Source organism: Psychrobacillus sp. AK 1817 (genome assembly GCF_008807035.1).
Classification (GTDB): domain Bacteria; phylum Bacillota; class Bacilli; order Bacillales_A; family Planococcaceae; genus Psychrobacillus; species Psychrobacillus faecigallinarum.
Window position 1 is genome coordinate 2,997,421 of the sequence record NZ_CP031739.1, and the last position, 13,422, is coordinate 3,010,842.

A 13,422-nucleotide genomic window follows, 5' to 3' on the forward strand; every position below is an offset into this window, starting at 1 on the left:
TAAATTTTTTTATTCAGCAGGATTCAGTTCTAACTCTACTGTAATTTTAATATCTTCTCCAACTAATACGCCGCCTGTTTCAAGTGCTTGGTTCCAAACTAAGCCAAAGTCTTTGCGGTTTATCTTAGTCTCTGCCGAGAAAGCAACTACTTCTTGCCCCCAAGGATTTTTGCCTTTACCACCATACTCAACCTCGAATGTAACTGGCTTAGTTACGTCTTTAATCGTAATGTCACCTGTTACATCGTATTCGCCTACGTCAGTAGTTTTAATATCTGTTGCTACAAATTTAATATTTGGATACTTTTCAGCATCGAAGAAATCTTCTGATCGTAAATGATTATCACGATCCTCATGATTAGTATTAATGGAATTAACGTCAATATTAAAATTAATTTCTGCACCTGTTAAGTCTTCAGCAGTTCCTTCTAAATCAGCAGTGAAGTTAGTAAAGCTTCCTTTTACCTTAGAAACCATCATGTGTTTTACAGAAAAATCGATACTAGAATGTGCTGCGTCCAAGTTAAATTTTGTCATTTTCATTTCCTCCTATAAATCTATTTTTATGGCTCCATCATCTAAAAGATGGATGTGGACTCAAATATTTTATATTTGAGAGTCGTGAGCAACTTGCTACAAGTTACTTTATGTAAGTAACTATAATTTAATAATATGATTACGTCAAGTAATTTAATTACTTTGGTTTTACAAAAAATATGAAAAGGCGTATAATGCGTAGTGATAGAGGTGAATTATATGAAAGAATTATCATTGTGTCCGCGACTTTCCAAGGCTATGGAGTTGTTAGGTAAAAGATGGACAACTTTAATTATTTATCAATTATTAGATGGCTCTAAAAGATTTAATGAAATAGAGTCTTCTCTTCCTATTAGTGGACGTTTGTTGTCTGAACGATTAAAAGAGCTTGAGAGAGAAGGTATTGTTCAGAGAACTCTTTTTTCTGAGGTGCCAGTTCGAGTAGAATATAACCTAACTGACAAAGGAATGGCCCTTAAAAATGTTATAACTGGGATTGAAAATTGGTCCAAGGATTGGTTATAATAATAAACTTGAAAATTTATATAGGAAAACGCATACTATGTAAGGTGACAGGTTAAAGAAGAAAGGATTGTCTTTTTTGAACAAACAAGTATGGTACCAAGACTTAATTACAAAGCTAGACCCAAATAATGTAAAAATAGATGAATCACTTCATGTACACACGATGACACGTATGGGTGGCATGGCTGACTTATTTGTTACACCTGAAAATGAGGATGAAGCAGCTTTCATAGTTGATTACACTCATAAAAATAAAATTCCTCTGTTATTGTTAGGCAATGGTTCTAATATGGTTGTAAGAGATGGGGGAGTACGTGGCATTGTTCTTTCCTTAGAAAAGCTGAATAAAATCATTATTGAAGCTAATCATGTATATGCTGAAAGTGGTGCTGCTATTATTGATGTTTCTAAAGCAGCTGCGAAGGAATCATTAGCAGGATTAGAATTTGCGTGCGGTATTCCGGGAACAGTTGGTGGAGCAATGGCTATGAATGCTGGAGCTTATGGCGGAGAAATCAAGGATATAATCTTGCAATGTACCGTTCTTACACCTAGCGGAGAAAAACTTATTCTTTCAAAAGATGAGCTGGAGTTAGAGTATCGTAAAAGCATCATTACGAAAGAGGGCTACTATGTGTTATCGGCGGAATTTGAGCTGAAACAAGGAAATCCAGAGGAAGTAAATGCAAAAATCGCTGATTTAACCTTTCAACGCGAATCTAAACAACCATTAGAGTATCCTTCTGCAGGAAGTGTCTTCAAAAGACCACCAGGATATTTTGCAGGTAAGCTAATTCAAGATAGCGGGATGCAGGGTAAAGGGTTTGGTGGAGCAGAAGTATCTACCAAGCATGCAGGTTTTATCGTCAACAAAAACAATGCAACAGCAACAGATTATATTAATACAATCGAAATGGTTCAAAAAGCGGTGCGTGACAACTTCGGGGTGGAACTAGAACTAGAAGTTAAAATCGTTGGTGAGAACAGTAAATAATATAAAACAGGTTCTATGAATATACATAATTCATAGAACCTGTTTTATTTTCATTTAGAGACTTACATTAGATTATTTTATAAGAAATTGAACGGATGAGCAGGGGTTAAATGCATTTCGTCGAATTATGTCATAGATAGATAAAGGGGGTAATTATTTGAAAAAGGGTTGGAAGGTAGCTGTCTGGATAATTGGGATTCTAGTAGCTATTGTAATTGTGGGGGTGGTTGGTTTAAATGTTTTTTTGTCTAACACAAAACCTATTATTCGTGGTGAGCTGGCTGTAGATGTGTTGGATGAAGAAGTGAAGGTAACAAGGGATCAGGATGGGGTTCCTCATCTTAAAGCGCAGAGCGATGCAGACCTTTATCGTGCTCAAGGATTTGTTCAGGCGCAAGATCGTTTGTTTCAAATGGATTTAGCTAGACGACAGGCAAGTGGTCAGCTTGCTGAGGTAGTGGGCAAAGGCGCGTTGGATACAGATAAATTCTTTTTGACTTTTAGCCTACGAGATGCAGCAGAAAAATCCTATGCAGGCTATAGTGATGAGGCAAAGCAAGTGCTGGATTGGTATTCAGAAGGAGTAAATGAATTCATTGATTATGCGATAAAAGAGGGCAAGCTTAGTTATGAATTTAAATTACTAGGCTATGAGCCGAGAGAATGGTCTCCGGTTGATTCCTTAACAATTGGAAAGTTTATGGCTTATGACTTAGGTGGTAACTGGTCAAGCTTAGCAATCAGGCATTGGGCAATCAATGAGTTCGAGCAAGAGAAAGCAGAAGAGCTTTTTATAACTTATCCTGAGGATTCACCATCTATTATTGAAGCAAATCTGAAGAACCCAGTTACTGTTAGTGGCCGTTTTGATACTACTGTACTGCCGAATGAATTTAATGGCAGTAATAACTGGGTAGTAAGTGGTGAGAAGACTGCTAGTGGAATGCCGCTATTAGCGGATGACCCACATTTAGGGCTTAGCACACCATCCATATGGTACCAAATGCATTTAGAATCACCAGACCAAAATGTGAGCGGAGTAATTTTTGCAGGAATCCCTGGTATTATATTGGGCCATAACGAAGAGGTTGCATGGGGAGTTACGAATGTAGGGCCAGATGTACAGGACTTATATATAGAAACACCGAACCCTGACAATCGTACGGAATTTATGTATGAAGGTAAATGGGAGAAAGCAGATATACGGAAAACAAACATAAAAGTAAAGGGAGAAGAGGATGTGCCATTTGAGGTTGTAGTGACTCGGCATGGGCCAATCATCTCTGATGTGCTGTTCAAAGAGGAGGAAGCATCAGGTCTATTCTCTATGCAGTGGACAGCGCTAGAGCCTACTTTAGAATTACAGGCAATATTGAAGATGAATAAGTCATCTAATTGGGATGAATTTGAGAATGCACTAGAAGATTTTCATGCCCCTGCACAAAACTTTGTATTTGCAGCGAAGGACGGAACAATTGCTTATAAAGCAAATGGTAGAATTCCATTACGTAAAACAGGGGATGGACAGCTACCGGTTCCAGGAGATTCAAATGAATTCGGATGGACTGGATATGTGCCTTACAATGAGTTACCCTCGGTTGTAAACCCGGAGAAAGGTTTTATCGCAACAGCGAATAATGAGGTAGTAAATGACTCTTATCCATATCATATAACTGATTTTTGGGCTCAATCCTATCGCTACGAAAGAATTGCCGAAGTGCTTGAGGGCAAGGATGACCTTACTAAAGAAGATATGATGGACCTTCAGATGGACCAAGAAAACTTATATGCAAGGGAATTTTTAGCTTCGATGGTAGAGTCGGTGGAAAAACAAGATAGCAATGAGCAATACAAGGATGTATTAGTCATGTTAAAGAATTGGGACCAAGTGGACGATAAAGATCAGTCTGCCCCATTAGTTTTCCACAAATGGATGAAACAGCTTCCAAAAACTTTATTTGAGAGGCAAATGCCCGAGGACGTCTATGCTATGTTACCGGGCAAGGGTAATATTTCTGATCAATTATTAAGAAAGGGTTATCAAAACGAAGCCAGTGCTTGGTTAGAAGAGTATGGTGGAATTGATAAATGGGTCTACGATTCATTTGTGATTGCTGTTAAAGAGATAGAAGAGGATTTTGGTGAAAATGAAGACAAATGGAGATGGGGAGATTTCCACCAATTAACCTTCGATCACCCAATCTCAAGTGCCTCTCCAATACTTGCCTATTTCTTAAATCCTAAGCCGGTGCCTATTGGAGGGTCTAATATTACCGTTCAAGCTGCAGGCTATGGTGAAGATGGTAGTGTAGATCACGGTGCCTCTTGGAGGTTTGTTGCCGATTTGTCTGACCTTTCAGAGGCGTACCATATTGTAGGCCCGGGCCAAGTTGGTCATGTTAAATCTGATTGGTATCACAGCCAGGTAAGAGACTGGGCAGATGGTAATTATCACACCACGGTAATTGATGGAGATATCGATGAAGGCTTTGAATTGATATTAAAAGCTAATTAGAAGATTGAAAGACAGCTAGGGAACCGAGAATTTTTCTCTCGGTTCCTTTTTTAGTGAAAAATATTCAGAGCACTTGCATTTATATGAAACATACCATTCAGACACAACCTATGATTGTAGCGGCAGGCGACGACTCCGGCGGGATTAGGGAGAAAGATAAGACATCACAATCGACGCGCAAGCGACGGTGATGGCTTAACGCTCCTCCCGCGGAAAGCGTTCGCCTAAAGCGGAAATCAGCCATCTATAAGTGTGCTTTATATAAAATATACTTTCTTCCCGATTTGTTAGATTACATTAAAATTTGTATTTGAATATAGTTGCTTTTCGAATTATCTGAACATATAATGAGGGTAATAATCAAACGACCATTTGAATGAGGTGTCCATATGCAATCAAAGGATATATGTGATGTAACAAAAGTAAATGAAAAAATAGTAGGAGAGGTGAAGCAACAGCTTCCGGATTTAACAAAGGTTGTAACTCTCTTTAAAGCATTAGCTGACGAAACAAGGCTTAAGATTGCATACGCATTAACAATTGAAGAAGAACTATGTGTATGTGATGTGAGTGAAATAATTGGATCATCAGTGGCAACAGCTTCCCATCATCTTCGCTTTCTCAGAGATCTATCTCTAGCAAAATCTCGTCGCAAGGGAAAATTAGTTTATTATTCTTTAGCTGATCATCACATGAATGAATTAGTTAAGATCGCATATGAGCATTCGGTTGAAGAGGAGCTGGATTCAAATGAACAACTTAGATAAAAAAGAGTACCGCTTAGAAAACCTATCATGCGCCAACTGTGCTATGAAATTCGAAAAAAATATTAAGAGTCTTCCAACTGTGCAGGAAGCGACTGTTAACTTTGGAGCTTCTAAAGTTTCTATCATAGGCGATGTATCCGTTGGTGACATAGAAAAAGCAGGTGCATTTGATGGAATTAAAGTCGTGCCCGTTAAGCAAAGAAAAATAGAAAAGACTCCTTTTTTTAAACGGCATGAAAACGTTGTGACAATGATTTCATTTGTTTTTCTAATAGGAGGAATCATTGCTTCCTTTGTTTATGAGGAGTCTCATCCAGCAGCTCTCTCCTTATTTGTTTTATCTATCTTAATTGGTGGATTTGAGTTGTTTAAGGGTGGTCTTATTAACCTTTCTCGCTTCTATTTCGATATGAAGACACTTATGACGATTGCTATTATAGGTGCGGCTATAATTGGGGAATGGAGAGAAGGAGCAGTTGTAGTATTCTTGTTTGCAGTGAGTGAGGCATTAGAGGCATATTCCATGAACAAGGCTAGACAATCTATTAGTGAATTGATGGACATTGCCCCGCCTACAGCAACCGTACGACGTAGCAATGAGTTGATTGAATTAGATACGGAGTTTATTCAAATTGGAGATGTACTTGTCGTGAAGCCGGGACAAAAAATTGCAATGGACGGCATTGTTTTAAAAGGTAGCTCGACAGTTAACCAAGCATCTATTACCGGAGAATCTGTACCCGTAGTCAAAAAGAAAGGCGAGGAGGTTTTCGCCGGGACGCTAAACGAAGAGGGCTCCCTGGAAATACAAGTGACCAAGCGTGTAGAGGATACTACAATTGCTAAAATCATTCATTTAGTGGAAGAGGCACAGGCAGAAAAAGCTCCTTCTCAACGTTTTGTAGACAAGTTTGCGAAGTATTACACACCAGCCATTATTGGTATTGCTTTTTTAGTAGCAATTATACCGCCACTTTTAGGTGCAGACTGGCAGACTTGGATTTACCAGGGGCTAGCTGTTTTAGTTGTAGGATGTCCTTGTGCTTTGGTCGTATCTACTCCAGTTGCTATCGTGACAGCTATTGGAAACGCAGCAAAGCAGGGAGTTTTGATAAAGGGTGGTATTCATTTGGAGGAGATTGGTCGTATCGAGGCAATTGCATTTGATAAAACCGGCACTCTTACAAAAGGCTATCCAGAAGTAACCTATGTAGAGGCAGCTTCTGAGAAAGATTTTATACGAAATATAATGTCTATAGAGGCCTATTCACAGCACCCGCTTGCTCAAGCTATTGTTCAGTATGGGGCTAAGGAGCATATTCATCCGATAGAAGTAGAAGAGTTTCAATCAATAACTGGAAAAGGTGCCGAAGCAGTTATTAATGGTATAAAATGGTCTGTAGGGAGCGTTACCTGGATAAAAACCATTAGTTCTATTTCAGAGGAGGTTCTGCAAGCAGTTGAAAAGCTACAAACGGAAGGAAATACAGTAATTCTTGCAACTGAAGAAGGGAATTATAGAGGCTTTATTGCCATTGCAGATCCAATACGATCCAATAGCAAAAAAGTGTTACAAAGCTTAAAAAATAATGGGATTAAGCATACTGTTATGCTAACGGGTGATGACCCAAAAACAGCTAATGCCATTGCTAGTAGATTGGGAATGACTGATGTAAATGCAGGTTTAATGCCAGAGCAAAAGCTAACTGCCATTCAAAGCTTAAAAGAAAAATACGGAGCAGTGGCCATGGTAGGAGATGGTGTCAATGATTCTCCGGCCTTAGCTGCAGCAAATGTCGGAATAGCTATGGGTGGGGCTGGTACAGATGCAGCTTTAGAGACTGCTGACATAGCTTTGATGGCTGACGACTTAGAAAAATTACCATATACAATACGTTTAAGCAGAAAAGCATTGCATATTATTAAAGAAAATATTATGTTTGCATTAGGGTTAAAGATTATTGCGCTACTTCTTATCATTCCGGGATGGTTAACATTATGGATTGCCATCTTTGCTGATATGGGTGCTACATTACTGGTAGTTCTAAATTCCTTACGGTTATTAACTACATTCAGTCAAGATAACAGCCCTTGGAAATAACACTTTCAACATATTGTTTGATAAATCCCTGTCCAGACTACAGGACAGGGAGAGAATATTTAGAACAGAATATATTTATTCATTAGGTTCGGAGGGTTATCAATGAAGCTTACAGAATGGACAATGGAGGAGCAGGAGCAGCTGATCCATTTCATGACAACGAATACATGGCCATATCACGGAAATTCGCACCCTGTACGAGAGTTGATTGAAAAAACAATTGAAGAGGGCGGTTATCAATCAGATGAAGTGAAAACCTTCTGGGTTGAGAATGACGAAGATGAAAAAGTGGGCATTGTGAAGATTTATGATCTGCAGGATGATATTCCTCTTTTCGATTTGCGTATTGCAGACGAGGCTCGAGGTAGAGGGTATGGCCCACTTGCACTAAAAAAGATTACGGAATATGTTTTTAATCTACCGGAGGGTAAAATTCGCTTAGAAGGTCATACCCGCCAAGATAATTTTGCAATGCGAAAAACGTTTGAGCGTGCAGGCTTTGTCAAAGAGGCACAGCTCCGACAAGCATGGTTTTCTCCAAAAGAAAGTTCATACTACGATGCTGTTACATATGGAATGACGAGAGACGACTTTATGAAAGGTACCTCAACCCCGGTTAAGTGGGATGATGACTTTCATATAATTGAAAAAGTAAAAGAGGAATTAGTTTTTCCAGAGGAATTTTATACGGATCGATTAATCATCCGAGCTCCTAAAGTTGAGGATGCAGAAGCAGTGCAAAGAGCGGTAGTTGCTTCTCAAGATGCTTTAAAAGACTGGATGCCTTGGGCACAAGAAAAGGAATCTATTGAACAAAGAGTGCGAAATCTTCGTCAAGCAGTAGCAGATTTCATCACGCGAAAGGATCTACGACTTCATTTATTTTTAAAGGAAACAGGTGAATTCGTAGGATGTTCTGGACTCCATCGTATAGACTGGGATGTCCGAAAATTTGAAATTGGCTATTGGATTGATAGTAAATTTGAGGGTAAAGGCTTGATGACAGAGGCAGTCGAACGCATTACAACATTTGCCTTTGAGGAGCTAAAAGCTAATCGAGTTGAAATTCGCTGTGATAGTGAGAATGTCCGAAGTAGATCTGTTGCTGAAAGACTTGGCTATACCCTAGAGGGGACTCTCCATCATGATTCTTTGTCTGCCGATGGTAAGAGATTAAGAGATACGTGTATTTATGCTAAAACCAAAAGTAAAGGGGTTGCCTAATGGCAACCCCTTTTGTCAGACAGCTCGTCTACCAGTGACAAGTTGAATAACGAAAATAATACCTGCAATAATTAATAGCGTGTGGATTAATCCTCCGCCAAAGTCAAGAAGTAGTCCTAACAACCATAGTACGATAAGAACTACTACAATACCCCATAAAATTTTACCCATTATTAGTCATCCTTTCTTCTTAAAATTGTTGATACGTGTTATTATTAGAAAGTTACCCCTATAACCTAAGGGTTAAACATTTTTGATATTTTTGAATAATGAAAGAAGGATAGAATTGTTAACAAATGTAATGGAAGAAATCGTTCAAAGCCTTGTGAGAGTGCTGATGAGAGGAACAGAGTATCAAACTTTCTGTAAGTGTCCTCAATGTGAATTAGATATAATTGCCTTAAGCTTAAATACTCTTCCAACCCACTATGTTACAACCGAAAAAGGAAGAAAGGCTGTTTTTGAACGTATGAATACTTTAGAAAATTTAGAGTGGATTAATAAAAGAATCATCCATTCCATTCATGTCGTTGGAAAATATCCTCATAGATAGAAAAGGAGCCTTGTCATTCGATAAGGTTCTTTTATACTTTATTACTCGGAGAATTCTAAAAAAGAACTTTGAATTTATATCTACGCTTGCATGATGCTATTATCCAATTTTTGCTGCTATTATAATGTTCATAAAGTGAAACTATTGTAAAAGTTAGGGGAATACTAACATAAATTGAGATGGTAGGTCTGTTGTAGTAAAATATAAGAAGTGATGAAAGGAAGATAAATATGCCAACACCAAGCATGGAAGACCATATCGAACAAATTTATATACTAATCGAGCAGAAAGGCTATGCACGTGTGTCTGACATTGCAGAAGCATTATCTGTACTGCCATCTTCCGTAACCAAAATGGTGCAAAAATTGGATAAGGATGGCTTTTTAATATATGAAAAATATCGTGGGCTTACTTTAACGACTAAAGGAATGAAGCTAGGAAAGAAACTAGTGAAACGACACGAACTGTTAGAGGAATTTTTACGCCTTATAGGAGTGGAGGAAGAAAATATCTATGCTGATGTGGAAGGGATCGAACATCATCTTAGCTGGAACTCCATTGATCGAATTGCAGATTTGGTCTTACTCTTAGAAGATAATGCCTCTATACAGACACAACTTTTAGAGTTAAGAAAAGACTTAAGTGAGTAAGTATTTGTAGGAATGGAATAGAATAGAATGTCATGCAAAGTCTTGCTATATAGTTTTTGGCAGGAGTTGCTAGAAATACGTTGATATTCTTAAGGTTGACAATGCTATGACTAATCCACTGGATGAGACTAGGAAAATTGTGAAAAAAATCTCTCAGAAATTTTTTCCCAATGTATAAATACATATTATTAGATGAGTCAAACTTCTATTGTACATAGGTCACTTGGCGAAAATTTTAAGCAAGTATGCAAATAATTTGGGCATAATAATGGTAACTATGATTAAATAAATAAATTCTAAAGTACAGAATATCCCAGCAAGTGATTACTATAAGAAGGATATGCCTAGTTGTTTATATTGAGGATGAATCGGTTATAAGGGAAGTAGCAAAAGATTCGGAAGCACAATGAATCGAAAAGTATACTAATTGACGCCTAAAAAGTGCAAATATTTTTTGTTAGAACGAGTAGAAAGTGCACTAGATATACTAAAACAAAAGGTAACGACCAATTTCATATATGGTCAGAAGGAGAGCGGTAACTTTGACAGAATTAGCATCAGGAGAAATAGTAAAATTACAAGTGAAAATGAGGGAAGGATCGAAATGGATTCTTCAGCACAAGGATATGGAGATATCTTTAAATGCTTCCGAGGCTCCAGAAGAATTACAAGTCGACGATACACTAGAAGTATTTTTGTTCGTAGATAGAAGAGGTAATCTTTCTGCTACTACACAGCTCCCTACCATACAAAAGGGAACTTACGGATGGGCAAGAGTTATAAAAGTTTCAGATAAAGAAGGAGCCTTTGTAGACATTGGTACTTCTAAAGAGGTGCAAGTGAAAGCCGAGGATTTGCCAAAGATCAAAGAGTTGTGGCCAACTCAAGGGGACCATTTATATATGACACTTCGAACAGATCGTGAGGGTGAATTATTTGGCCGTCTTGCTACGGAGGATCGTGTAGAGGAATTATATATAGATGCGCCAACCACACTTTTAAACAAAAATTTACAAGCAAGGCCATACAGACTACTTCCTGTAGGAACCTTCTTGCTTAGCGTTCCCGAAAATTATCGTATTTTCGTTCATGAATCAGAGCGAGTTGAGGAACCTAGATTAGGACAAGACTTAACCGTGCGTATTATTGATACGAAGGATGATGGGTCTCTCAATGGCTCTCTTCTCCCTAGAAAGCATGAACGTATGGGCGACGACGCCGAATCAATCTATCGCTATTTAAATGATGTCGGTGGGAAAATGCCATTCACAGACAAATCTACACCTGAGGAAATTCAAGAAATGTTTTCGATGAGTAAGGCTGCCTTCAAGCGTGCTTTAGGGAAGCTGATGAAAGAGAAAAAAATTAACCAACAGGACGGATGGACTGAGTTAAAGCAATAAGATTAGATAAAAAGGAGTAAGAAGCATCGATGACCATCGGAACTTTTTACTCCTTTTCACGTACTAATGATAGTACCAACCAATAGAAAGGGGTTTTAATGGAATGAAAAAAATGGTACAAGTGTACTTGGCATTTTTACTTGTCATTGGAGTACTAGTAAGTCCTATTGTAGCTTTAGCTGATACAAATGGAGAAGCTGAAACTGAAGTTGTAAATGAAAAGTTTGGGGCGCCTATTGTTGTTTATGGAGGTAACCTAACTGACGATCAAAAAAATAGTGTAAAAGAGAGTTTAAAAGTTACAGATAAATCAGATGTACAAGAAATTGTAGTTACAGGTAAGGACCTAGCAACCTATCTAAATGATGGAGACGCTTCGGCTAGAATGTTCTCTTCTGCTAAAATTACCCGAAAAGATGCTGGATCTGGTCTAATTATTAACATCGTAACTCCAGATAACATTACTGAAGTTACGGCAGATATGTTTGCTAACGCTATGCTTACTGCTGGAATAGAAGACGCGGTAGTAGATATTGCAGCTCCTAAGCCTGTAACAGGACACTCCGCCCTGGTGGGTATTTATAAAGCATATGAGGTTACGGGAGGAGAACTAGACCCGGAACGTACAGATGTAGCAAACGATGAGCTATCTGTCGCAACTATCCTGTCTAAACAAGGTGGGGTAGATGAAGAAAAGGTAACAGAGCTCTTAACTGAAATTAAAAAGCAAATTGCTGAGCAAAACCCAGCATCCCGCGAGGAAGTTGAAAAAATTGTTTCAGAACAGCTATCTAAGCTTAAAATTGAACTTTCCGATAAGGATCGTCAACTACTGATTGATTTGATGGATCGAATTCGTCAACTAGATATAGATTTTAGTAAATGGTCTGATCAGTTAAATGATTTTAGTAAAACAATCGAAGATAAATTTAACCAAATAAAAGATAACGAAGGATTTTGGCAAAGTGTCAAAGATTTCTTTAACAATCTAATCGATTCCATTCGATCTATCTTTAGTTAAATGATAAATCTACCTGTAAATTACAGGTAGATTTTCTTTTGTTAATAGCGAGGATAAATTATTTGAAGTGGAGAAGATTATTTGATAAGATAAAATAAAATAATTTATCTCGAATTCGAGATAAATGAGTGGAGGAAAATCAAATGAAATTAGCAGGAATTCATCATGTATCCGCTATTACTGCAGATATAAATAAGAATCATGATTTCTTTACGAGAATATTGGGAATGCGATTAGTGAAAAAGAGTGTAAATCAGGATAGCCCATCCACATACCATCTATTTTATGCAGATGCAGAAGGTACTCCTGGTACAGACATGACCTACTTTGACATACCAATGGCTGGCAGAACATATCCTGGAGTGTCGAGTATTAGTAATACTGGTTTTAGAGTGAAGAGTGAAGAAGCTCTACAATTTTGGGAAAGAAGATTGCATGATTTCGGAGTTCCTCATGATAAGATAGTCGAAAGGTTTGGCAGAAAAACACTCTATTTTGAAGACTTTGAAGGGTCTAGAATGATGTTAGTTGTAGATGATGGTAAGGGTATTCCTTTTGGAAAGCCTTGGATAAAAGAAGAGATTTCTGCAGAAAATGCTATCGTTGGTTTAGGTCCTGTTACTTTAACGTTAAAGGATCCAAGTGCTACTGAACAGGTTTTAGAGCATATATTAGGCTTTGTTTTTATCGGCTCCTATCCTTCAGTTGTTACAGATGCTCCAGATATTAAGGTTTATTCAACTGGGGATGGAGAACCAGCTGGCGAGGTGCATATTGAAACTCGAAAAGACTTACCGAGGGAAAGACCTGGTAGAGGTAGTGTACATCATGTGGCTTTCCGTATTCCAAACATGGAGGATTATCCTAAATGGGAGGAAATGTTAAGAGCAAACGGATTTACAACGTCTGGTCTCGTCGATCGTCACTACTTCAAAGCTATTTATTTTAGAGAACCAAATGGAGTGTTGTTTGAGCTTTCTACTGACGAGCCGGGATTTGATACAGATGAGGATTTAGCAAAGCTTGGTGAAAAGTTAGCCCTACCACCATTTTTAGAGCCGAAGCGAAAAGAAATTGAAGCGAAGCTCCGTCCGTTGTCAATTAAATGATTGTTATGTTAAGATTCTAAAAA

General features: G+C 38.1%; 13 protein-coding genes. 11 read left to right on the top strand and 2 right to left on the bottom strand.

The window, feature by feature from the left end; all coding sequences use genetic code 11:
- Window positions 1-9: 9 nt before the first annotated feature.
- Entirely contained in the window at window positions 10-537 is a 528-nt protein-coding gene (locus D0S48_RS14975; protein ID WP_151112447.1) for a YceI family protein, read from the bottom strand.
- 219 nt (window positions 538-756) lie between these two features.
- Between D0S48_RS14975 and D0S48_RS14980 the strand changes: the two genes are divergently transcribed.
- The 6 genes from D0S48_RS14980 to D0S48_RS15005 all read left to right on the top strand — a co-directional run bounded on the left by D0S48_RS14980 (window position 757) and on the right by D0S48_RS15005 (window position 8,663).
- Window positions 757-1,062, top strand: coding sequence for a winged helix-turn-helix transcriptional regulator (locus tag D0S48_RS14980; protein WP_144539527.1), 306 nt, complete (start codon window positions 757-759; stop codon window positions 1,060-1,062).
- A gap of 76 nt (window positions 1,063-1,138) precedes the next feature.
- Window positions 1,139-2,056: a UDP-N-acetylmuramate dehydrogenase gene (gene murB / locus D0S48_RS14985; protein WP_151112449.1), complete on the top strand. Its 918-nt coding sequence runs from the start codon at window positions 1,139-1,141 to the stop codon at window positions 2,054-2,056.
- A gap of 157 nt (window positions 2,057-2,213) precedes the next feature.
- Window positions 2,214-4,571: a penicillin acylase family protein gene (locus D0S48_RS14990; protein WP_151112451.1), complete on the top strand. Its 2,358-nt coding sequence runs from the start codon at window positions 2,214-2,216 to the stop codon at window positions 4,569-4,571.
- A gap of 389 nt (window positions 4,572-4,960) precedes the next feature.
- Window positions 4,961-5,338 (top strand): ArsR/SmtB family transcription factor, encoded by a 378-nt coding sequence (locus tag D0S48_RS14995; RefSeq protein ID WP_151112453.1) that lies wholly within the window; start codon window positions 4,961-4,963, stop codon window positions 5,336-5,338.
- Complete coding sequence (locus tag D0S48_RS15000; protein WP_151112455.1) at window positions 5,322-7,439, top strand: heavy metal translocating P-type ATPase; 2,118 nt, start codon at window positions 5,322-5,324, stop codon at window positions 7,437-7,439. Before D0S48_RS14995 ends, D0S48_RS15000 begins: the two co-directional genes overlap by 17 nt.
- 102 nt (window positions 7,440-7,541) lie before the next feature.
- On the top strand, window positions 7,542-8,663 hold the full coding sequence (locus D0S48_RS15005) for a GNAT family N-acetyltransferase (protein WP_151112457.1): 1,122 nt from the start codon (window positions 7,542-7,544) through the stop codon (window positions 8,661-8,663).
- 15 nt (window positions 8,664-8,678) lie between these two features.
- Here D0S48_RS15005 and D0S48_RS15010 read toward each other — a convergent pair whose 3' ends face one another.
- The gene (locus tag D0S48_RS15010) at window positions 8,679-8,834 is read right to left on the bottom strand and encodes a lmo0937 family membrane protein (protein ID WP_144539539.1); all 156 of its coding nucleotides are present in this window, start codon (window positions 8,832-8,834) and stop codon (window positions 8,679-8,681) included.
- A 115-nt stretch (window positions 8,835-8,949) separates the two neighbouring features.
- On the opposite strand from D0S48_RS15010, the gene D0S48_RS15015 reads away from it, so the two are divergent.
- From D0S48_RS15015 to D0S48_RS15035, 5 genes are all read left to right on the top strand, one after another.
- The gene (locus D0S48_RS15015) at window positions 8,950-9,216 is read left to right on the top strand and encodes a late competence development ComFB family protein (protein WP_313955903.1); all 267 of its coding nucleotides are present in this window, start codon (window positions 8,950-8,952) and stop codon (window positions 9,214-9,216) included.
- 230 nt (window positions 9,217-9,446) lie between these two features.
- Window positions 9,447-9,866 carry a transcriptional regulator MntR gene (gene mntR, locus D0S48_RS15020; protein WP_144539541.1) on the top strand — a complete coding sequence of 140 codons (420 nt, stop codon included), beginning with the start codon at window positions 9,447-9,449 and terminating at the stop codon, window positions 9,864-9,866.
- A gap of 542 nt (window positions 9,867-10,408) precedes the next feature.
- Complete coding sequence (locus D0S48_RS15025) at window positions 10,409-11,269, top strand: CvfB family protein (RefSeq protein WP_151112459.1); 861 nt, start codon at window positions 10,409-10,411, stop codon at window positions 11,267-11,269.
- A 103-nt stretch (window positions 11,270-11,372) separates the two neighbouring features.
- A complete protein-coding gene (locus D0S48_RS15030) occupies window positions 11,373-12,290 on the top strand; it encodes a DUF1002 domain-containing protein (RefSeq protein WP_151112461.1) in 918 nt (305 codons plus the stop codon).
- 143 nt (window positions 12,291-12,433) lie between these two features.
- The gene (locus D0S48_RS15035) at window positions 12,434-13,399 is read left to right on the top strand and encodes a ring-cleaving dioxygenase (protein WP_151112463.1); all 966 of its coding nucleotides are present in this window, start codon (window positions 12,434-12,436) and stop codon (window positions 13,397-13,399) included.
- The last annotated feature ends 23 nt before the right edge of the window (window positions 13,400-13,422 follow it).